Origin of the sequence: Pseudoclavibacter sp. Z016, assembly GCF_002931215.1 — a bacterium.
Lineage (GTDB): Bacteria > Actinomycetota > Actinomycetes > Actinomycetales > Microbacteriaceae > Pseudoclavibacter.
Genome location: NZ_PSTU01000017.1, coordinates 140,178 through 160,230 on the forward strand (window position 1 = coordinate 140,178; position 20,053 = coordinate 160,230).

At 67.3% G+C, this 20,053-nt stretch carries 19 protein-coding genes; 13 read left to right on the plus strand and 6 right to left on the minus strand.

What is annotated here, in order from left to right; translation table 11 throughout:
- Nucleotides 1-105 precede the first annotated feature (105 nt).
- The 3 genes from C5B99_RS15875 (at nt 106) to C5B99_RS15885 (ending at nt 3,218) form a co-directional block, all read left to right on the plus strand.
- Complete coding sequence (locus C5B99_RS15875) at nt 106-1,620, plus strand: dicarboxylate/amino acid:cation symporter (protein WP_104243828.1); 1,515 nt, start codon at nt 106-108, stop codon at nt 1,618-1,620.
- A 521-nt stretch (nt 1,621-2,141) separates the two neighbouring features.
- Entirely contained in the window at nt 2,142-2,513 is a 372-nt protein-coding gene (locus C5B99_RS15880) for a DUF2834 domain-containing protein (protein ID WP_104243830.1), read from the plus strand.
- Between the two features lie 255 nt (nt 2,514-2,768).
- A complete protein-coding gene (locus tag C5B99_RS15885; RefSeq protein WP_104243832.1) occupies nt 2,769-3,218 on the plus strand; it encodes a hypothetical protein in 450 nt (149 codons plus the stop codon).
- On the opposite strand, the gene C5B99_RS15890 is transcribed toward C5B99_RS15885, so the two are convergent.
- Together C5B99_RS15890 and C5B99_RS15895 are read right to left on the minus strand one after the other, a co-directional pair.
- Nucleotides 3,157-4,185: a S41 family peptidase gene (locus C5B99_RS15890; RefSeq protein ID WP_104243834.1), complete on the minus strand. Its 1,029-nt coding sequence runs from the start codon at nt 4,183-4,185 to the stop codon at nt 3,157-3,159. The genes C5B99_RS15885 and C5B99_RS15890 overlap by 62 nt on opposite strands.
- Before the next feature lie 96 nt (nt 4,186-4,281).
- The gene (locus C5B99_RS15895; RefSeq protein ID WP_104243836.1) at nt 4,282-5,259 is read right to left on the minus strand and encodes an aldo/keto reductase; all 978 of its coding nucleotides are present in this window, start codon (nt 5,257-5,259) and stop codon (nt 4,282-4,284) included.
- Between the two features lie 102 nt (nt 5,260-5,361).
- On the opposite strand from C5B99_RS15895, the gene C5B99_RS15900 reads away from it, so the two are divergent.
- The 3 genes from C5B99_RS15900 (at nt 5,362) to C5B99_RS15910 (ending at nt 8,985) form a co-directional block, all read left to right on the plus strand.
- On the plus strand, nt 5,362-6,252 hold the full coding sequence (locus tag C5B99_RS15900) for a helix-turn-helix transcriptional regulator (RefSeq protein WP_104244168.1): 891 nt from the start codon (nt 5,362-5,364) through the stop codon (nt 6,250-6,252).
- Between the two features lie 109 nt (nt 6,253-6,361).
- Nucleotides 6,362-7,975 (plus strand): FGGY family carbohydrate kinase, encoded by a 1,614-nt coding sequence (locus tag C5B99_RS15905; protein WP_104243838.1) that lies wholly within the window; start codon nt 6,362-6,364, stop codon nt 7,973-7,975.
- Nucleotides 7,972-8,985, plus strand: a complete 1,014-nt coding sequence (locus C5B99_RS15910) for an NAD(P)-dependent oxidoreductase (RefSeq protein ID WP_181059545.1) — start codon at nt 7,972-7,974, stop codon at nt 8,983-8,985. Before C5B99_RS15905 ends, C5B99_RS15910 begins: the two co-directional genes overlap by 4 nt.
- A 53-nt stretch (nt 8,986-9,038) precedes the next feature.
- Here the strand turns inward: C5B99_RS15910 and C5B99_RS15915 are convergent, their stop codons facing one another.
- Nucleotides 9,039-9,950 (minus strand): sugar-binding transcriptional regulator, encoded by a 912-nt coding sequence (locus C5B99_RS15915; RefSeq protein WP_146080611.1) that lies wholly within the window; start codon nt 9,948-9,950, stop codon nt 9,039-9,041.
- Nucleotides 9,951-10,111: 161 nt separating this feature from the next.
- Here C5B99_RS15915 and C5B99_RS15920 point away from each other — a divergent pair, with 161 nt between their 5' ends.
- From C5B99_RS15920 to C5B99_RS15940, 5 genes are all read left to right on the plus strand, one after another.
- A complete protein-coding gene (locus C5B99_RS15920; protein WP_104243844.1) occupies nt 10,112-11,416 on the plus strand; it encodes an MFS transporter in 1,305 nt (434 codons plus the stop codon).
- A 34-nt stretch (nt 11,417-11,450) separates the two neighbouring features.
- Nucleotides 11,451-12,083: a class II aldolase/adducin family protein gene (locus C5B99_RS15925; protein WP_104243846.1), complete on the plus strand. Its 633-nt coding sequence runs from the start codon at nt 11,451-11,453 to the stop codon at nt 12,081-12,083.
- 25 nt (nt 12,084-12,108) lie between these two features.
- Nucleotides 12,109-13,644, plus strand: a complete 1,536-nt coding sequence (locus C5B99_RS15930; protein WP_104243848.1) for an aldehyde dehydrogenase — start codon at nt 12,109-12,111, stop codon at nt 13,642-13,644.
- Nucleotides 13,626-14,837 carry an MFS transporter gene (locus C5B99_RS15935; RefSeq protein ID WP_104243850.1) on the plus strand — a complete coding sequence of 404 codons (1,212 nt, stop codon included), beginning with the start codon at nt 13,626-13,628 and terminating at the stop codon, nt 14,835-14,837. The genes C5B99_RS15930 and C5B99_RS15935 overlap by 19 nt, the downstream gene beginning before the upstream one ends.
- A 114-nt stretch (nt 14,838-14,951) precedes the next feature.
- Nucleotides 14,952-15,647: an alpha/beta fold hydrolase gene (locus C5B99_RS15940; protein WP_104243852.1), complete on the plus strand. Its 696-nt coding sequence runs from the start codon at nt 14,952-14,954 to the stop codon at nt 15,645-15,647.
- Nucleotides 15,648-15,831: 184 nt separating this feature from the next.
- Here C5B99_RS15940 and C5B99_RS15945 read toward each other — a convergent pair whose 3' ends face one another.
- Nucleotides 15,832-16,104, minus strand: coding sequence for a hypothetical protein (locus tag C5B99_RS15945; protein WP_104243854.1), 273 nt, complete (start codon nt 16,102-16,104; stop codon nt 15,832-15,834).
- Nucleotides 16,105-16,229: 125 nt separating this feature from the next.
- Between C5B99_RS15945 and C5B99_RS15950 the strand changes: the two genes are divergently transcribed.
- Both C5B99_RS15950 and C5B99_RS15955 read left to right on the plus strand, forming a co-directional pair.
- On the plus strand, nt 16,230-16,610 hold the full coding sequence (locus tag C5B99_RS15950; protein WP_104243857.1) for a multidrug efflux SMR transporter: 381 nt from the start codon (nt 16,230-16,232) through the stop codon (nt 16,608-16,610).
- Complete coding sequence (locus C5B99_RS15955) at nt 16,607-16,933, plus strand: multidrug efflux SMR transporter (RefSeq protein ID WP_104243859.1); 327 nt, start codon at nt 16,607-16,609, stop codon at nt 16,931-16,933. Before C5B99_RS15950 ends, C5B99_RS15955 begins: the two co-directional genes overlap by 4 nt.
- Nucleotides 16,934-16,952: 19 nt before the next feature.
- On the opposite strand, the gene C5B99_RS15960 is transcribed toward C5B99_RS15955, so the two are convergent.
- On the minus strand, nt 16,953-18,956 hold the full coding sequence (locus C5B99_RS15960) for a glucose PTS transporter subunit IIA (protein ID WP_219819663.1): 2,004 nt from the start codon (nt 18,954-18,956) through the stop codon (nt 16,953-16,955).
- Nucleotides 18,957-19,110: 154 nt separating this feature from the next.
- Complete coding sequence (locus tag C5B99_RS15965) at nt 19,111-19,992, minus strand: MurR/RpiR family transcriptional regulator (protein WP_104243863.1); 882 nt, start codon at nt 19,990-19,992, stop codon at nt 19,111-19,113.
- Nucleotides 19,993-20,053: the final 61 nt, after the last annotated feature.

Consider the following 20,053-nt stretch of genomic DNA (forward strand, 5'->3'; position numbering starts at 1 on the left):
CGTGTCACGAAGCGTCACACCCTGGCCAGACCGATGGTCCAGGCGTAGCCTCGCTCAGTTCGTGAGAAATCTCGCGAGCTGAGAAATCGCATCGGGAGATCTTCCATGTCGGCCAACACCCCAGGCACCCCCACCTCCGAGGTGGCATCCAACGCCACCGGAGCAGAGGACACGCCGCGCCCCAAGAGCCGCGCGCGCAAGCTCCTCACCTCGTTCGGATTCCAGATCCTCGCCGCCCTCGTTCTGGGTGTTGTCCTCGGACTCGTCGCCCGCAACCTCGGCGACGACGCTGAAGGCAACCCGAACGGGCTCGCGGCGACGCTCGACACCATCGGCAGCTCGTACGTCACGATCCTGACCGCCGCCGTCGTCCCGCTCATCCTGACCGCCGTCATCTCGAGCATCGCGCAGCTGCGACTCGTGACCAACGCAGCGAGGCTCGCGGGCCAGACGCTGCTCTGGTTCGGCATCACGGCACTCATCGCCGTCACGATCGGCATCACGCTCGGCGTCACCATCCAGCCGGGCAACCGCGTCGACCAGTCGCAGCTCGAGACGGGCGAGCCCTCCTCCGTCGGCACCTGGTGGAACTTCCTCACCGGCCTCGTGCCGCAGAACTTCCTCGGCATGGGCGTGCGCTCGCGCGTCGACGCCGAGACGGGCGACGTGACCTCGACGATCGCGTTCAACGTGCTGCAGGTCATCGTCATCGCTGTCGTCATCGGCATCGCAGCCCTTCGCCTCGGCAAGCGCGCCGAGCCGTTCCTCGAGTTCACGGCCTCTGCCCTCGCGGTCATCCAGAAAGTCCTGTGGTGGATCATCCGCATCGCCCCGCTCGGCACGCTCGGGCTCATCGCGAGCGCCGTCGTCGACTACGGCTGGGAGAAGCTCACGAGCCTCGCCTGGTTCGCGATCGCCATCTACGTGGGCCTCGCCCTCGTGCTGTTCGTCGTGTACCCGATCCTCGTGAAGGCGCACGGCCTCTCGGTCGGCCGCTTCTTCTCCGGCGTGTGGCCGGCCGTGCAGCTCGCGTTCGTGAGCCGCTCGTCCATCGGCACGCTCCCCCTCACGCAGCGCGTCACCGAGCGCAACCTCGGCGTGCCCCGCGAGTACGCATCCTTCGCCGTGCCGTTCGGCGCGACCACGAAGATGGACGGATGCGCCGCGATCTACCCGGCCATCGCCGCGATCTTCGTCGCCCAGTTCTTCGGCATCGAGCTGTCGATCATGCAGTACATCCTCATCGTGGTCGTCTCCGTCGTCGGTTCGGCCGCGACGGCCGGCACGACGGGTGCGACCGTCATGCTCACGCTCACCCTGTCGACGCTCGGCCTGCCCCTCGAGGGCGTCGGCCTGCTGCTCGCCATCGACCCGATCCTCGACATGGGCCGCACCGCGACCAACGTCGCCGGCCAGGCACTCGTGCCGATGATCGTCGCGAAGCGCGAGGGCATCCTCAACGAGAAGCTCTACAACGCGCCCCGCGGCGACGTCGCCTTCTCCGACGAGACCGACGAGGAGGTGGAGGAGACCATCAAGCGCTCCACCGCCTCGACGTCGGACCGCGAGCAGGACGAGTTCGAAGGCGCGACGCTGCAGGACGCGGAACGCCGCAGCTAGCAGCGCCGCAACGATCAACGGGCGCTTGCCCTCGGAACCCCCAGCGGGCATCCGGGAGCGGGCGCCCGTTCTGCGTCTGCGCCGCCAGCCCGCGCAGCGCAAGCCGCCCGCCCCACGCCGGCCCGCGCCCTCCCGCGCCGCGCCGCCTGCCCGCACCATCCCCCACCGCGCCGCCTGCCCGCACCATCCCGCACCGCCGAGAGCTGACTTGTGGTCGCTTCCAGCGAGTCTTGACGACCACAACTCAGCCCTCGGCCGCCGCGCTCGCATCGAGGGCCGAGATGAGGTCGGGACACGTTCGGGGTGCGCGGGCTCGGGACACGTTCGGGATACGCGGCCGGGACGGGACGCGGGATGCGCGAGGCCGGGCCATCACCCGCCGCCCAGCGCCGACTTGTGGTCGTTTCCAGCAAGTCTTGACGACCACAACTCAGCCCTCGTCCGCGGGACTCGCATCGAGGCCCGGGATGAGGTCGGGACAGGTTCGGGATGCGCGGGGCCGGGCGTGCGATTCTTGCCGCATGCGCGCATCCACCTGGACTCCCCTCGCGATCGTCTACCTCCTGCTCGCCATCGTCGGCGGTGCCGTGACGTGGACCTTCAACGTCATCGCCGGCATGGAGGGCAGCGCCTTCATCGGCGACTACTTCGGCAGCGGTCCCGCCGTCACGTCGATCGTGATCGACGTGCTCGTCGCCGCCACGGTTGGCGTCGTGTTCATCATCGTCGAGGGCCGCCGCCAGGGCATGCGGCGCCTGTGGGTATACATCCTGTGCTTCGGCGTGGCGTTCGCGTTCGCCCTGCCGCTGTTCCTCGCGATGCGGGAGCGGCACCTGGCGTCGAGACGCCGCGCACCTGGTCTGCCCGGCCGTGCGGACTTTTCGCAACGGTGATGGGTTTTTACCCATCACCGGTTGCCGAAACCCCGCACGCGCATCCGCAGAACCCATCACCGTTGCGAGCACCCAGCACGAGGTGAAACCTCCCACTGGGACGCAGCCCAGTCGTCACGGGACAGGAGCACGGCTCGTTCCCCCTCGGGCTCCGCAACGTCAAACCGGTGCTTCCGCCCTGGAAAAGCGGCTCATGGCACCGGACCCAGCGCCTCTCGTGCGCAGTGCACGGACGGGCCGTCGTGGCAAGTGTCGATGGAGGCCGCACTCGTCGATGGAGGCCATGTTCGCGGCATCGCGCCTGGTACCCGCGGTGAGCTGGAGCGCGTCGCGACGGGCGATCTGCGACTCGGTGAGCACAATCACGTCGGCGGCGGCGCGCTCCTCGTCCTCACCCGAGCCGTGCGCAACCTGGACCCTGCCGCCCGCTTCGCGCTGCGGCTCGGCTTCGCGGTAGCGACGGCTGTCCTGGTCGGTGCGGCTTTCGTCATGCTCTCGCAGCGCTTCGAGGTGCTGGACCTCAACACCGGGCCGGCCCCGTGGATCGAAGGCTGGCTGACCAGAGGCGGCACCGCCTCCGTCGTGCACCTGATGCTGATCGTGCTGGTGGCGCTGCTGGTCGCCGGGCGCGACCGAGACACAGTCAGACTGCCGCGCACTGCCCCGCAAGCCAGTCGTGGGCCAGCGCCGGGGCCTCACCCGTGAGCGCGGACACGTCCGGCTGGATGGGCTCTGGCACGACCGCGCCGGTTCGGTCCGTGTAGCGGGAGGTCGTGAGGAGGATCTCTGAGCCGTCGGCGAGCATGAAGCCGTCGACGCCGGTCGCGAGACCGTTGCTCTTCTCCCCGAAGGTCGTCACGTTGCTCTGCCCGGTGAACGCGGTCAGCACCATCTCAGCGGCCGACGCGGTGTAGAAATCCTGCAGGACGGCGATCGGCTTGCCGTCGAAGACGTTCGTGTCGATGTCCACTTCTGCATCGAAGCGCAGCTCGTGACCGACGTCTGACGTCGCGCTCTCCGTGGTCACGGTGATCGCGCTGTGTGTGCCGTCGCGGTCCACGAATCCCGCGACGTCGTTCGTGTCGAAGAGCGGCGAGACCGCGCCGAGCATCGGGAATGCGCTGCCGCCCCAGTTGCCGCGCAGGTCCACAACGAAGCCGCACGTCTCCGTGTCCGCGAGCGCGGCCAGCCCATCGACACCGGCGCGCGCATACTCCTCGGCGAGCTGACCCTCATGTCCGATCGCCGACACGGTGATCGTGACGGTGCGTCCGTCAGTTGCCTTGACCGTCGGCGGGGCGCTCGGTGCTTCCGCGTACAGAGCATCCCGCTCGTCCGCGGGGAGGAACCTCGCGTGCCTTCCTCCGGCGTCGCCGGCAGCTGCCGCGATGAGTTCGTACGCCTCCTCGAGGTCTTCCGCCTGCGCGCCCGCCGCGATGAGGGCATCCCGTTCGAACGACCAATCTCCGCCCGAGAAGAGGCCGTTCTCTTCCAGGATGTGCGCGGCCTCTTCGACGAGCGCGGCCGGGCTCACTGGCGAGGGCGGACTGGGCGTCGGCTCCGGAGCTGCGGAGCACCCGGAGAGCCCCACCGCGAGTGCGGCAACCACGGCAAGCGAGACGCTGGCGCGCAGACTTCGCGTGCCTTGACCTCCGCGGGCGACGCTGCTCATGCTTCCACCCTACGATCTCGTCGATTCGCGTCAGCGGGGCCGCGGCGAGCCACGTATGCCCGGCTTCTCACGACCCCGCTCCTCACCGCGTACGACTCACTGGTCGATGGACGCCATGTTCGCGGCGTCGTGCCTGGCACCCGCGGCCGGCTCGAGCGCATCGAGGCGAGTGATCTGCGACTCGGTGAGCACAATCGCGTCGGCGGCGGTGTTCTCCTCGACGCGGCTCACGCGGCGTGTGCCCGGGATGGGGGCGATGTCGTCGCCGCGCGTGAGGATCCAGGCCAGCGCCGTCTGGGCTGGCGTCGCGCCGATCTCCTCCCCGATCGCACGGACCTCGTCGACGATGCGCAGGTTGCGCTCGAAGTTCTCGCCCGTGAATCGCGGGTTCGACTTGCGCCAGTCGTCGTCCGCGAAATCGGCGACCGAACGGATCTGACCGGTGAGGAGCCCGTGGCCCAGCGGGGAATACGGCACGAATCCGATGCCGAGCTCTCGAAGCAGCGGGAGGATCTCAGCCTCCACGTCACGCGTCCACAGCGAGTACTCGGTCTGCAGCGCGGTGACGGGATGCACGGCGTGCGCCCGCCGGATCGTCTCGGGGGATGCCTCCGATAGCCCGAAATGCAGGACCTTGCCTTCGGCGACCAGCTCGGAGACGGCACCCACCGTGTCCTCGATGGGAGTGTTCCGGTCGACGCGGTGCTGGTAGTAGAGGTCGATGTGGTCGGTGCCGAGTCGGCGCAACGAGCCTTCGACGGCGGCACGGATGTTCTCTGGGCTGCTATCGACACCCGGCCGCCGCTCGGCGTGGGAGTAGAGACCGAACTTCGTCGCGATCTTGACCTCGTCGCGGCGCCCCTTGATCGCCTCGCCGACGATCTCCTCGCTGAGGAAGGGGCCGTAGATCTCTGCCGTGTCGATGTGGGTCACGCCGAGTTCGAGCGCTCGGTCGATGGTCGCGATCGATTCGGAGTGGTCGAGCGCGCCCTCGCTTGTGTAGGTACCCGCCATGGTCATGGCGCCGAGTCCGATGCGGGAGACCTCGAGGCCTCCGAGAGTGATGTGCTTCATGGAAAGCAGTCAATCCGCATCCATCGACGACAGCGCGGCCCTGATGTGAGGTGCACTGACAGGGCCCCTCTGGGCAGCGAGCTGCGGCGTATGGTCGCTGGCATGGACATCCATGACGACCTGAGCGCGTTCCTCACCTCTCGACGCGCGAAGCTCACGCCGTCGCAGGCGGGGTTGCCCGACTTCGGTGGTCGACGCCGCGTTCCTGGGCTTCGCCGCGAGGAGGTCGCACTGCTCGCGGGGATGAGCGCCGAGTACTACAAGCGACTCGAGCGAGGCAACGCCGGCGGTGTCTCCGAGGCCGTGCTCGACGGCGTGAGCCGTGCCCTGCACCTCGACGAGGCCGAGCATGCGCAACTGCACGAACTGGTGAGGGCGGCCAATGAGGGCACGCGCCCGCAGCGACAGCGCCGCACCAAGAAGCAGCAGCTCAGCGCAGCCATGCAGCAGACCATCGACGCCATGTCGACGGTCCCCGTGTTCATCCAGAACGGCAGACTCGACGCGATCGCGACCAACACGCTCGGTCGTGCGCTGTTCGCCCCGATGTTCGAGGATGCCCGCTCGCCTGTCAACGCGGCCCGGTTCCTCTTTCTCGACGAGCGCTCGCATGACTTCTACCGCGACTGGGAGGGCAACACGCGTCAGATCGTGGCACTCCTCCGATCCGAGGCTGGCCGCTCCCCGCACGACCGCAACCTCAGCAACCTCGTTGGCGAGCTCTCCACTCGCAGCGAGCTCTTCCGCAGGCTCTGGGGAGCTCACGACGTGCGCGAGCACCGCGACGGGCTGAAGCGCGTGCACCACCCCGTCGTAGGCGACCTTGACCTCACCTACCAGAGCATGGATCTCGCCTCTGACCGCGGACTGCTCATGCTCGTGTTCTCCGCAGAGCCGGGGAGCGCATCCCACGAGCGCCTGCAGTTGCTGTCGAACTGGGCGTCGACGCATCCGGATCCCGCGAGCGCGGAGGCTGCGAACCGCGCGCTCTGAACCGGGGGGCGCCGAGAGCTATCCGGAGGCCACAGCGGTTGCGGGACATGTCGACTTCGTCCATACTGAACATCTGATCGCAATGACGCACTAATGTTCGGAGCTACGAATGCAAGGACGCATCCAAGCCATCCTCGGAATCGACGCGGGAACCACCTCAGTGAAGACCGTCGCCTTCGCCCTCGACGGCACGATCCTTGCCGATGCGAAATCCAGTGTTCGCATCCACAGAGACGACGACGGCCGCGCCGAGGTCGATATGACCCTCGTCTGGCAGGCCGCGGCCGCGACCATCACCGAAGTCGTCCACGAGCTCGGAGACACCGACGTCATCGCGATCGGCGTCACCGGCCAAGGCGATGGCGCTTGGCTGGTAGACAGCAACCTCCATCCGATGCGACCCGCAGCACTCTGGCTCGATGGACGGGCGAACGCACGCCTCGCCGACTGGCTCGAGGACGGTCGGGCAGCGACCGTCAACGACATCACCGGCTCCCCCCTCTTCGCCGGTGCACTCCCCCTCCTCGTCGACGAGCTCCAGGAAACCGGTGCACTCGACAACGACCGCCTCGGGTACCACCTGAACTGCAAGGACTGGCTGCGCTGGAACCTGACTGGCATCGTCGCCACCGACCCCAGCGAAGCTTCCCGCACCTACCTCGACACAGCCGTTGGCGCCTACTCGGATGAACTCCTGAGAGCCCTGAGCCACGAGCGGCTCCGGAACGCCCTACCTCCGGTGCAACCGCCAGAATCAGTCGGTGGGACGCTCCTCCCCCAGGTCGCGGAACAGCTCGGCCTTCCCGCCGGAATTCCCGTCGCCATAGGCCTTGTCGACACGGCCGCCGCAGGGGTCGGACTCGGTGCGATCGGCGACGGCCAGGGCTACGCGATCCTGGGAACAACCGGGTTCATAGGCGTGAACCACCCGTCCCGCACCGAAGTAAGGACCCGCGAGAGCATCGTGCTCTTCACCGGACGCGGCGGCCAAGTGCTGGAATCGATGGCCCCAATGACCGGGACACCGAACCTCGACTGGGTCAGAGACACGCTGGGACTCACCCACGAGCACTGGGCGGCCGTGGAGTTGCAGGCCGACGTCGTCCCTCCGGGCAGCGGCGGTGTCATCTACCTTCCATACGGGGCCCCGAGCGGCGAACGCGCACCCTTCTTCGACCCGGCGGCTTCGGCCGGCTGGCTCGGGATGAGCATCACCACAACTCCCGCGCAACTCCTCCGAAGCGTCTACGAGGGCCTGGCGTATGCACTGACGGAGTGTCTCGACATGCTCGGCCTCGACGGTGATCTTCTCGTCTGCGGTGGTGGGTCGGAATCGAACCTGCTCTGCTCGGTCCTGGCCGATGTCAGCGGTCGCAGCATCGTCCGACAGCAGGCCCCAGAGGTCGGAGCCCGGGGCGCCGCCACCCTGGCGCTTCTCGCGGGGGAACACGCATCGAGCCTGGAAGACGCCGTCCACATGTTGGCACCCGCCTCGAGCACCTTCACCCCTTCCCGTGAGCGAGCCGAGATCTACCGAGACGCCTACACGACCTTCATCGAGACGCGCGATGCGCTGAGGCCGGTCTGGCCCCAGCTGCGCGCGTTGCGCGAGCGATCAACGGCTCTCGCCGTGTCCACCGAGTATCCGAAATCCGAGCCACCACGACCCGCGCCCAGCCACCCAACCAGAAGCACGCACGTCCACCAAGGAGGATCCCTGTGACCGACTCCCGCCCATCCGTCTTGATCACCGCACCGTTTGACGCGCACCAGCTGGCGCTGCTGCGGACCAGCTTCGAGGTCACCAGCATCGCCCCTTCGATGGATGGCACCTCTCTGGCCCATCGAGGCATCGACGAGCAGCTCGCGGCCGCGGAGGTGATCGTCGCAGAGCTCGACCTCATCGACGAGGCGACACTGGCCCTTGCACCGAACCTCGCGGCCGTGGTCTCCTGCAGGGCGAAACCCGTCAACGTCGACCTTGACGCGTGCTCTTCCCGGGGAATCCCCGTGATCACCACACCCGGCCGCAATGCAGAGGTGACCGCCGACCTCAGCTTCGCCCTCCTCATGGCGACTGTGCGCCACGTGTCAGCGTCTGAGCGCTGGCTACGCGCCAAGAATTGGACAGAGAGCGATGTCTTCGAACCCTACGAACGCTTCAGGAGCATCGGCCTGGGCGGGCGAACGCTCGGAATTCTCGGCGGCGGAGCAGTCGGCCGCAGAATGCTCCGACGTGCACTCGGGTTCGGGATGAAGGTCAAGGTCTACGATCCGTTCCTCCCAGCTGACGCCTTCGGTTCAGACGCGGTAGTCGCCACCCTCGACGAGGTGATGTCGACCTCGGACATCGTGACGGTCCACGTGCCCCTCATGGCAGAGACGGAAGGACTCATCGGCGCGCGGGAGCTTGCGCTGATGAAGAGCGATGCGTTCCTCATCAACGCGGGTCGTGCGGCGATCATCGACGAACAGGCGCTGATGGCGGTCCTCCGCGAGCACCGCATCGCGGGCGCAGGCTTCGATGTCTTCTACCAAGAGCCACTCCCCTACGACTCCGAGCTCTTCGCGCTCGACAACGTCACGATGACACCTCATATTGCCGGCGCCTCCGACGATGTCATCGCCGAGCACTCGCGCATCGCGGCCCACGCTCTGCAGCTCTGGCTCGCCGGAGAGCCGCTCCCCGGCGTCGCGAACGCCAAGGCTCTCACGACGGCAACCGCATCCTGACACCCTCGTGCGCCCTCCGTTCGCACGCTGAACGGAGGGCGCTTCTCGCCGACTCAGCGGAGAAGCGCCGCGGCAGTCTCCGAGTCGGTCACGAGCATGTTGATCAGGCCACTGCCGAGCGCAGCACGGAGCGCAGGCAGCTTCGTCACGCCATGCGCCATGACGAGCCTCCGCGGGATCGTGCGCATCTGCTCGAGCGTCAGCCCGACGATGCGCTCATCGAGAGCGCCGAGGACGGCCTCACCCTGCGCATCGAAGAATCGACCAGCCAAGTCTCCGACAGCACCCTGCGCCGTGAGCGCGGCCCTCGCATCAGCATCCAGCGACTTGAGCAGGAGCCCCTGGTTCGCCTCGGTTCCACCGAGACCCGCGACCAGCACACCCGCCCCGCACGCAAGACGCAGCACCTCTTGCACGCCGGGGTCGGCGTACGCACTCTTCGCCGCGTCAGCTGACGCCGCAAGGAGCGGGGCGGGCAAGTGGAATGCCTGTCCACTGGTTCGTCGACCGAGCGTCGATGCGAGCTCATGCGGGTTCGCGCCATTGACGAGACCGCCGCCACTTCCGGCGATCGGCACGAACTTGGCACCGAGCGCCTGCTCCGGCACCTGGGCGGCGACGAGCGCCACAGCGGTCGAGATCCCGAGCGCGACGACCGCATCCTTCTCGATGACGCTGACGAGCGCTTCGGCGCCGACGGCCGCGAAGGCCCGGTCGGCTTTCGCGGAATCGGCCACACTCGGTGCGACCCACGCCTGGCGAAGGTCGTAGCGTGCCGCCAGGTCACGCTCTTCGTCAGCGAAGAGGGAGTCCTGAACGTGCACGACGATCTCGACGAGGCCGGATTCGCGCGCCTCTGCGAGCAACCTGGTGACGCGAATTCGAGACAGGCCGAGCGCGTTCGCGATCTCCTGGTGAGTGAGGCCGTGTTCGTAGTACATCCGTGCAACGCGTCCCAGCAGCATGCCGCAATCCTCCCATGGAGCTCCGCCACGGTCGCCGATCTCGTTCTCGATCGAGTACTTGACACGGCCGGATTCGACGCCCACTATGTGTGGAGCATAAGTTCACTGTTGTGAACAAATGTACACCACTAGCCAGTACGTACTCAATGAGGAGTCTCCCTATGGCAATCAGTTCTCCCTCCAGTACCGAGAGTCGGTTCGCGCGGCTCCTGCGCACGCAGGGCATCGCTCGCCCCATCGCGTGGGGATTCGTCGCGCTGACGATCTTCATGATCGGCGACGGCATCGAGGCGGGCTTCCTCTCGCCGTACCTTGATCAGCAGGGCTTCGACGCCGGACAGATCACCGCACTCTGGGCGACGTACGGCATCGTCGTCGCCGCAGCCGCCTGGCTCAGCGGTGCGCTGGCTGAAGCCTGGGGTCCGAAGCGAGTCATGATGCTCGGCTTCGGTATCTGGGTCGTCTTCCAGGTGCTCTTCCTCGTCTTCGGAGTAATGGCCGAGAACTTCAGCATCATGTTGCTGGCCTTCGGCATCAGGGGCCTTGGCTACCCGATGTTCGCGTACGGATTCCTCGTGTGGGTCACGATGGGAACGCCGGAGAACGTGATGGGCAAGGCGGTCGGCTGGTATTGGTTCTTCTCCACCCTCGGCCTCGGCGTCCTCAGCTCCTACTTCGCCGGGGCGATCATCCCGGTCATCGGAGAGCTGGCGACGCTCTGGCTCTCGCTTGCATTCGTCACGGTCGGCGGCCTCATGGTCGCCCTCCTCCTCCGCAACCCAGTCAGCAAGAAGGTCACGGTCGCGAACAGCGTTCGGGGTGTGCTGAGCAGCATCACGATCGTCGGCACAAACCCCAAGATCGGCATCGGCGGCATCGTGCGCCTCATCAATACCCTCTCGTTCTACGCGTTCGTGGTCTTCCTGACGACGTACATGGTTCGAGACGTCGGGTTCGCAGTCGCCGAGTGGCAGGTCATCTGGGGCACGATGCTCGCCGCCAACGTCGCCGCCAACCTCATCTCCGGCTACCTGTCTGACTGGATCGGGCGCGTCAACGTCGTCGCCTGGGCCGGCGGCATCGGCTGCTTCGTGACGATCCTCGCCCTGTACTACGTGCCGACCGCAATCGGCCCGAACTTCGCAGTCACTATCGCCATCGCGATCGCCTACGGACTCGCGCTCGGCATGTTCGTGCCACTTTCGGCAATCGTTCCCCTCCTCGCCCCCATGCACAAGGCAGCCGCCGTCGCCATCCTCAACCTCGGCGCTGGACTCAGCCAGTTCATCGGCCCAGTGATCGCCGGACTGGTGACCCCGATCGGGATCCAGGGAACGATCTGGGTCATCGCCAGCCTGTACCTCGTCGGGTTCGTCCTGACGTTCATGCTCAAGCCCTCGAAGCCAGGCGTCACGGCGGACCAGATGTCGTCCGCCTCATCGACACCTGCGCCCATCGCCACCTGATCCATCCACATCTCGCCAAAACTCGGAGTGACACATGACCACACAACAGCGCGTCGAAGCGCTCACTGCAGAACTCAGCGAAACGGGACTCGGCGTCGTCGAGCGGGGCCTGGCCCTCGCTTCCGGAGGCAACCTCTCGGCACGCGTCGACGACACCACCTTCGTCGTCACCGCGTCAGGCACCTGGCTCGACCGGCTCACCCCCGACGACTTCACTGTGATGAACCTCGCCGGAGAAGTCGTAGCCGGCAACCCTTCTCCGTCCAGCGAATGGAAGTTGCACCAGCGGACGTACGAGGAGCGCCAGGACATCAATTCCGTCGTGCACGTTCATCCCCAGCACGCTGTTCTCCTCGACGCGCTGGGCCACGAGATTCGGCTCATCACACTCGACCACGCGTACTACGTCCGCTCGATCGGCACCACGCCGTACTACCCGAACGGCTCCGACGAACTGGCCGATTCCGCTGCTGAGCAGGCGAAATCCCACAACTGCATCGTCATGGGCAACCACGGCTGCTCTGCGCTAGGGGAGACCATCTCCATGGCCTACCGCCGTGCGCTGAACCTCGAGGAGGCAGCGACCGCGACGTACAGGGCGCTTCTCCTTGGGGATACGACAACCACGATGCCGGCCGACGCATTCGCCGCATTGCACCACGCGTGACCGGACAAGACAACTGGAGGACTTCATGACGCACCTCAACCAGCAGGCCCCGAACCTCGAAACCGCGCTTGGCCCCGACCTGAGCAGTGCCACGCGTGTCTTCCTCGCTGCACCCCCTCGCCTGCTGATCGACGGCGAGATGGTGGAAGCGCACTCTGCTCGGACGACGGACGTCGTCGACCCGGGCACCGGGCGCGTGATCGCTCGAGCCGCTGCCGCGGATGCAGTGGATGCGGATCGTGCAGTCCGCGCGGCTCGCCGGGCTTTTGCCGACACCTCACCGTGGCGCCGAATGAGCGCGCTGGATCGAGGCCTCGCGATCACTCGCTTCGCACGCATTCTCGAGGAACACCGCGAAGAGATCATCGACCTCGAGGTCATCGACGGAGGCAAGCTTCGCCGTGACGTGGAAGCCGGCGACTTCCCGCTCGCCATCCGTCATCTCGACTACTTCGCCGGCTGGACCTCCAAGATCGAGGGGAACACCATCCCCGTATCGATCCCAGACGCGATGGTGAGGACGGAGCGAGAACCCGTCGGAGTCGTCGCGCAGATCGTGCCGTGGAACTACCCACTTCTCATGGCCATGTGGAAGATCGCCCCCGCATTGGCCGCCGGGTGCACCATCATCCTCAAGCCAGCCGAGAACACTCCGCTGAGTGCCCTGCGCTTCGGTCAGCTGGCGCTCGAAGCGGGCATTCCGCCGGGCGTCCTCAACATCCTGACGGGATATGGGGCTGAAGCCGGGGAAGCCCTCGTCGATCATCCCGGCGTCGACAAGGTCGCTTTCACCGGCTCAACGGCAGTCGGAACTCGGATCGCACAGCGGGCGGCCCCCATGGTCAAACGCGTCACACTCGAGCTCGGCGGCAAGAGCCCGAACATCGTCTTCGACGACAGCCCGGTACCGGAGGCCGCGCGAGGCGCCGCATCGGCGATCTTCTCGAACGCTGGACAATCCTGCTCAGCAGGCTCACGCCTGTACATCCAGCGCGGCATCTTCGAGGAGGTCGTCGGCGAGCTCGCAACGATCGCCGCGTCGCTGCGTGTCGGTCACGGTCTTGCAGAGCAGTCGCAACTCGGTCCGCTGATCAGTCGCACGCAACACGAGCGCGTCCGCGGATTCATCGACGGCGCCCTGCAGCAGGGCGCCACAGCCGCCGCGGGCGGATCGCAGCTTCCCGACGGCGTCGACTCGGCGGGCTACTACGTGCGGCCGACCATCCTGACGGATGTCGACGACACCTTCACGGCAGTTCGGGAAGAGATCTTCGGTCCCGTCGTCGTCGCGCAGCCGTTCGACGACGTCGACGAGATCGCCAGGCGCGCCAACGACTCCCCCTATGGATTGGCGGCTGGAATCTGGACACGCGACATCGGCCGAGCGAATCGCCTCGCTCGGCGCCTTCAAGCAGGAACCGTGTACATCAACATGTACGGCGCCACCGACGCGGCCGCCCCTTTCGGCGGGTACAAAATGTCCGGCTACGGCCGCGACATGGGGCATGCGAACCTCGAGTCCTACCTCGAAACGAAGACGGTGTGGACCAGCCTCGACTGATCATCGCGCTCTGGCAGATCTCGATCGGTATCGTCGTCCAGATCCTGGCGATCTCGTGCTGGTTCGCTACAGCCGCCGCCGTCCCGTCGCTCACCATCGAGTTCGATCTTGATGCGACGGGGCGGACGCTGCTGGTCGCCGCGGTGCAGGCGGGGTTCGCGCTGGGCGCGGTTGCCGTAGGGCTTTCTCGCATCACCGATCGTCTCGACCCCCAGCTCCTGATCCCTGTCGGCTCGCTCGCTACCGCGCTTGTCACGCTCTTGCCGTTGCTCGCTTCCGAGAGCCTCGCGCTGCTTGTGGCTTCTCGAGTGCTTGTCGGCGTCACACTCTCCTGCGTCTACCCCGCAGGGATGCGTGCAACCGTGTCCTGGTCGACACCGCGCTGGCGGGGCCTGGCGGTCGCAGGTGTCGTCGCCGCACTCACGCTGGGGACTGCAGCGCCGCATCTGCTTGAGGCAACGCCGGTTGAGGATTGGCGAGGTGTGCTCGTCGCCTGCAGCGCCTCAGCCACCGTTGCAGCGCTCCTCGGCCTCACCCTGCGGACGGGAAGCCACGCAGCTCGGCGCTCATCCGCTGGCGACGTGCCAACGGAGAGGTCCGAGCGAGCGAGCGCCCTCACAACCTCGCCGCTCGGTTCGCGACAGCAGCAACGCATCACCTTGGCCTACATCGGCCACATGTGGGAGGTCTACGGACTCTGGGTCTGGCTTCCGGCGCTGCTTCTCACCCTTCCCGGGTGGATCGGACAGCAGATAGGCCTCTGGGCGTTCAGCATCGTCGGGCTGGCTGGCACTGTCGGCTGCGTCATCGGCGGGGTGGTCGCGAGCCGCTACGGCAAGCGAGTCACGGCGCGCTGGTCAGTTGGGATCTCGGCCACTTGCGCCCTCGCGACGCCGGCTCTGGTCGCACTCCCGGTCGCATTCGCACTCGTCATCCTCGCCGTCTGGAGTGCATCCGCGATCGCCGATTCCCCCCTCTACTCCGCCATGGTCGGGGACGCCGCTCCCCCGCAGCAGGTCGGCAGCGCCATCGCCACGCAAATGGGTCTGGGGTATTTCCTCAGCATCGGTGCGATCGCCCTCGTCGCAGCTCTGGCCAGCGTCGTCGGCTGGCAGTACGCGTTTGTTGTGCTGGCGATCGGGCCGATCGCGAGCTTCGTCGCGCTTCGGAAGCCGGCCCGCTCACAGTCCTGAACGAACGACTGCGTCGGTTGGATCGGCGAGCACGAGGAAGCTGACTCCCGGGTTCTCGACTGACGTCATCCACTCTCACCCGACTTTGTCGGTGGTCGCCGTTAGCGTCGCACCATGAACATCATCCTCATTCCCGGCTTCTGGCTCACGGGCGATTCCTGGGCCCCCGTCACACAGGCGCTCGAAGCGGCTGGCCACACCGTGCATCCGCTGACCCTGCATGGCAAGGGCCCCGGTGAGGACCAAGCCGGCGTCGGCCTTCGCACCCACATCGAGGCCGTCATCGCGCTCGTCGACTCGCTCGACGGCGACGTCGCGGTCGTCGGGCACAGCGGCGGCGGAGCCGTGGCCTACGGCGTCGTGGATGCGCGACCCGAGCGCGTCGCGAAGGTCGTGTACGTCGACTCCGGCCCGCTCGCAGACGGCGGCGTCATCAACGACGAACTGGAAGCGTCCGGCGCCACCCTCCCGCTGCCCGACCGCAGCGCCTTCGGAGAGCCCGAGCTGGTCGACATGAGCGAGGAGGTCTGGAAACGGCTCGAGGCAATCGCCGTGCCCGAACCCGCCGGCGTCGCGACCGAGAAGCAGCAGCTGAGCGACGAACGCCGCTACGACGTGCCAGCTGTCGTCATCACCAGCACCATGCCGGAACCACTGCTCCGGCAGTTCATGGAGGGCGGCCACCCCTACGTCGCAGAACTCGCTCGCGCACGCTCAGTTCGCATCGTCGAACTCCCGACGGGCCACTGGCCGCAGCTCACGAAGCCCGCAGAACTCGCCGCTGCCGTCGTCGACGCCGTGACGGACTGAGAACGACAAGACGCCGTATCCCGAGCACCGGCGGGTCAACCTCACCGAGCAGACATCACCGGGTGGATGTTGTCGCGCCGACGTCACCGCACCAACGCCAGCGCGTCGAACACGGAGGGGCCAAGAGAGGAGCGGGATAGAAAGAAAGAGGGGCTAGAAGATGAGGGAGAGAAGGGGCAGGGGGCTAGAAGAGGATCTGGACGACGGCGAGCAGCGCGACTCCGCCCAGGACAGCCGCGAGCACGGCGACACCGATGCGCATCTGCGGACGTCGCCGCGAGCCGATGCTGCTCGATGTCTGCGCGAGCTGCGTCGCGGCTATCAGCTCCGGTGACCCGGCCGGTGGGAGCTGCTCCGTCACACTCGCCGGGTCGGACGCAGGAACGTCGATCGAGTAGTCACTCGGGTCGACCCGCTCCGGCAGACGCTCGAACCTGCCGTTCGCTGCAGTACCCATGTCGCTCCTCCGCTCCCTCGTCGCCCGCACCACTTGCCGCCCTCACCCCACGCTATCGAGCCCAGGTCCGAGAGCCCCGGGAGCTGCCGCTTCTGTCCGCCATCCGAACCTGCGAGAATCCGCGCATGCGCAAATGGCTGCTCCTGGCCGCGGCGATCTCGTGCGAGGTCACCGCATCCCTCTCCCTCAAGGGGGCACTGGATGCCCCCGCTCTGTACGCGGTCGTCGTCACCGGGTACCTGGCTTCGTTCGCGTTCCTCGCACTTGTGCTGCGCGCCGGCTTGCCCCTCGGCGTCGCCTACGGCATCTGGGGTGCCCTGGGGGTCGCCCTGACCGCCCTGCTGTCGGCGGCGCTCTTCGCCGAACCGCTCACCGCACTCATGGGCCTCGGCATCGTGCTCATCATCGGCGGCGTGCTGCTCGTCGAGCTGGGATCGCAGCGCGCGCACGACCGCGCCGAACGACTGAAGGATCAGACGCAGAGGGCCGACGGGGTGTCCGCGTGACGCTCGGCTGGCTCTTCCTCGCCGGCGCGATCCTCACCGAGGTCGGCGGCACGCTCTCCCTGCGGAAGACCGTCGACGGCAGCCGCCTCTGGTACCTGCCCGTCGCCGTCGGCTACGTGACCGCCTTCACACTGCTGTCGCTGACCTTGGCGCAGGGGGTCCCGCTCGGCGTCGCCTACGGCATCTGGGCGGCCGTCGGCGTCGCACTCACCGCCGTGCTCAGCCACTTCATCTTCAAGGAGCCGTTCACGTGGATGATGGCGGCCGGCATCGCCCTCATCGGCGCCGGGGTGCTGCTCGTCGAGGTGGGTGGCCAGCACTGAGCACCGGCCACCTCACGTTTCAGCTTCGGGCTGACGTGGCGGCGGCAACCGCTTCGACGGTGAGCGGCGGGCCGCCCTGGGATCGGCGCTCCACGATCGGGAATGCTGCGCCGTTCAGCACCACCACGGGGGTGGCGAGCGAGCGGACCCGGGCACGCACGGCGTCGAGATCCACCTTGACGATCACGTCACCGGCCTCGACGACGTCACCCTCCGCTCGCTTGAGGTCGAACCCCTCGCCGTGCAGGTCGACGGTGCCGAGGCCGATGTGCACGAGCACCTCGAGCCCTTCGGGGGTCGTCACGCCGAACGCGTGGCCGGTCGGGAACAACGCCGTGATGGTTCCGGATACGGGACTGCGGAAGTCGCCGGACGTCGGCTCGACCGCGAAGCCGTCACCCATCGTGCCCGCGGAGAACGCCTCGTCCTCGACGTCGGAGAGGCGGATCACCGTTCCTTCGACCGGGGCGAGGACGTCGATGCGCTGGCCCGCAACGCCTGCAATGCCAGCAGCCCCGCCGGTCACGCCGGCCGTGGCCGCAGCGCCCTCCCGCGCGGCCTCGTCGCCGAGCAGCTTGTTCTCCTCGTCGCCCTGATCCGCGTTGTGCTCGGCGAGGAGCGCCGGCGTGAAGCCCCAGAAGTAGGTGATCAGGAAACCGGAGATGTACCCGGCGAGGAGCCCGACGACATACGCGAGGATCGCGTATCCCTGCCCGTTGTCGCTCTGCAGCAACGGCAGCAGCGCCCACCCAGAGGGGCCGATCGCCGTCGCGCCGAAGGCACCCGCGAACTGGTTGAAGGCCCCAGCGACTGCACCGCCGACTGCACCGCCGAGGCAGGCGGTGAGGAAGGGGCGCCCCAGCGGCAGCGTGACCGCGTAGATCAGCGGCTCCCCGACGCCCAGGATGCCGACCGGGAGGGCACCCTTGATCGTCGTCCGCAGGGACCTGTTCCGGTTCAGCCTGAAGTAGATCGCGAGCGCGGCGCCGACCTGTCCCGCTCCCGCCATCGCGAGGATCGTGAGGAGCGGCGTGAAGCCCACCTGCTCGATGAGCGTCGCGTGGATGGGGATGAGCGCCTGGTGGAGGCCGAGCATCACGAGCGGCAGGAAGAGCCCGCCGAGCACGAACCCGGCAAGGAGACCGGAGTTGTCGAGCAGCCAGATCGCGCCCGTGCCGATTGCAGTCGCAATGTTGCCCGCGACGAACATAAACACGAAGATCGTGGCGAGTCCGGAGATGAGGAGAGCCAGCGTCGGCGTGACGAGGATGTCGATGGCATCCGGGATCTTCCCGCGCAGACTGCGCTCGATCCAGGCGCAGAGCCCGGCGGCGAAGATAGCCCCGATGACGCCGCCCTGCCCGGGTGCGAGCACGATATCGCCGAGGACGGGGAGGCTGTACTGCACGTCGCTGATGCCGGCGAAGACGATGATCGCCGCGACGGCGCCACCGAGCGCGGGTGTGCCGCCGAACTCCTTGGCGGCGTTGATGCCGGCGAAGATCGGCAGGAACGCGAAGAACGCCGAGCCGATGACGGTGAGAGCCGGAACCACCGCCTCGACGAACTCAGGAGCCGTCCCGACCGTGACCCAGTTGACGAGGAGCCCGCGAACGGCGGCCACGATGCCGGCTCCGATGAGCGCCGGGATGAGCGGCACGAAGATATTGGCGATCTTGCGGATGAAGTTCTTGAACGGGGTGTTGTTGCGCTGCTTCTGACCAGCCTTGATGGCCGCGCCACGCGCGGCGAGGGCCTCGGCGTCAGCACCTGAGGCACCGAGCGCTCGACGGAACCCGTCGGTCACCTTGGTGACCTTGCCTGGTCCGAGCACGACCTGGTAGGTGTCGTCATCGACAACGCCCAGCACGCCGGAGAGCGATGTGATCGCGCCGTCGTCGACCAGGTCGCGGTCGACGAGAGAGACCCGCATCCGCGTCATGCAGTTCTCGACGCCGGCGATGTTGCCTGGGCCACCGAGCAGCTTCAGCAGCTCGCTGGCGAGATCGTCGTTTGCGCTCATGGGCATCCTCTTCTCGCGACGTTGCTCGAATTTTGAAGAACAGTACCAGGATGAACGCGGAAAAGGTAAAAAAGTTCCCCACCAGCTCGAACTGCGGGGCCCACCAAGGCGCGCCTGGGCGCCGCACAGCACCGAGGCCGCCCGTCGCAGGACCTCAGCCCCGCGGGACCGCCCGATGCGTCTTCTCGATGGCCGCGACAGAACCCTCGTAGTCGACCTGCGCGACCCCGGTGAAGACGCAGTCGACGACCATGAGCTGCGCGATTCGACTGCCGAGCGCCGCGGAACGCAACGGGGTCTCCCGGGCAGCGGTGCGCAGGACGATGTCGGCGAGACCGGCAAGCGATGACCGCTCATGGTTCGTGATCGCGATCGTCGTCGCTCCGGTCGACTTCGCGATGCGGAGGAACTCGACCACCCCAGCGGTCTCGCCTGAGTGCGAGATGGCGATCGCGACAGACCGATCGTCGAGCACAGCCGCGGCCGTCCATGCCGCATGGGCCTCCGGCCACTCGAGGGCGATTCGCCCGATTCGAGAGAGCTTGCGCTGCAGGTCGACACCGACCACTGAACTCGCCCCGATCCCGTGGATGTCGACACGGGCGGCGCCTGCGATGGCCGCGACGGCAGCCGCCAGGGAGTCGATATCGAGGACCTCGGCGGTGTCCGCGATCGAGAGCGTCTCGTTCATCGCGATCTTGGCGACGACGTCGGCGAGCGAATCGCTCGGTGAGATGTCGGCCGCCGGGGCGACCCCTCCGCTCGAGGCGAGGCGCTCTCGCAGGTTCTGCTCGGTGAGGTCGTGACGCAGATCGCGGAAGCGCGCGTATCCGGCACGTCGCGTGAACCGCACGACCGTGGTCGTCGAGGTGTCGGCGAGCTCCGCGATCTCCGCCATCGACTTCGACGCGAAACCCTCGGGGTCGGCGAGGAGCGCCTCGGCGATGCGACGCTCCGACGGCCGGAGCGAGGGCAGCAGCGCCCGAAGCTCGACCAGTACAGTGCGAGAGTTCGCCTCAGTGCCTTGAGTGCTCACGATCCACCTGCTTTCCGAGGACAGCGTAGCGAGGCAGCACCACACCGCGTCGCGGAAGTTT

Excerpts from the sequence above, each read along its gene's own strand:
- C5B99_RS15875 (WP_104243828.1), top strand. The coding sequence starts at position 106 with ATGTCGGCCAACACCCCAGGCACCCCCACCTCCGAGGTGGCATCCAAC.
- C5B99_RS15880 (WP_104243830.1), top strand. The coding sequence starts at position 2,142 with ATGCGCGCATCCACCTGGACTCCCCTCGCGATCGTCTACCTCCTGCTC.
- C5B99_RS15885 (WP_104243832.1), top strand. The coding sequence starts at position 2,769 with ATGGAGGCCGCACTCGTCGATGGAGGCCATGTTCGCGGCATCGCGCCT.
- C5B99_RS15890 (WP_104243834.1), bottom strand. The coding sequence starts at position 4,185 with ATGAGCAGCGTCGCCCGCGGAGGTCAAGGCACGCGAAGTCTGCGCGCC.
- C5B99_RS15895 (WP_104243836.1), bottom strand. The coding sequence starts at position 5,259 with ATGAAGCACATCACTCTCGGAGGCCTCGAGGTCTCCCGCATCGGACTC.
- C5B99_RS15900 (WP_104244168.1), top strand. The coding sequence starts at position 5,362 with ATGGACATCCATGACGACCTGAGCGCGTTCCTCACCTCTCGACGCGCG.
- C5B99_RS15905 (WP_104243838.1), top strand. The coding sequence starts at position 6,362 with ATGCAAGGACGCATCCAAGCCATCCTCGGAATCGACGCGGGAACCACC.
- C5B99_RS15915 (WP_146080611.1), bottom strand. The coding sequence starts at position 9,950 with ATGCTGCTGGGACGCGTTGCACGGATGTACTACGAACACGGCCTCACT.
- C5B99_RS15920 (WP_104243844.1), top strand. The coding sequence starts at position 10,112 with ATGGCAATCAGTTCTCCCTCCAGTACCGAGAGTCGGTTCGCGCGGCTC.
- C5B99_RS15925 (WP_104243846.1), top strand. The coding sequence starts at position 11,451 with ATGACCACACAACAGCGCGTCGAAGCGCTCACTGCAGAACTCAGCGAA.
- C5B99_RS15930 (WP_104243848.1), top strand. The coding sequence starts at position 12,109 with ATGACGCACCTCAACCAGCAGGCCCCGAACCTCGAAACCGCGCTTGGC.
- C5B99_RS15940 (WP_104243852.1), top strand. The coding sequence starts at position 14,952 with ATGAACATCATCCTCATTCCCGGCTTCTGGCTCACGGGCGATTCCTGG.
- C5B99_RS15945 (WP_104243854.1), bottom strand. The coding sequence starts at position 16,104 with ATGGGTACTGCAGCGAACGGCAGGTTCGAGCGTCTGCCGGAGCGGGTC.
- C5B99_RS15950 (WP_104243857.1), top strand. The coding sequence starts at position 16,230 with ATGCGCAAATGGCTGCTCCTGGCCGCGGCGATCTCGTGCGAGGTCACC.
- C5B99_RS15960 (WP_219819663.1), bottom strand. The coding sequence starts at position 18,956 with ATGAGCGCAAACGACGATCTCGCCAGCGAGCTGCTGAAGCTGCTCGGT.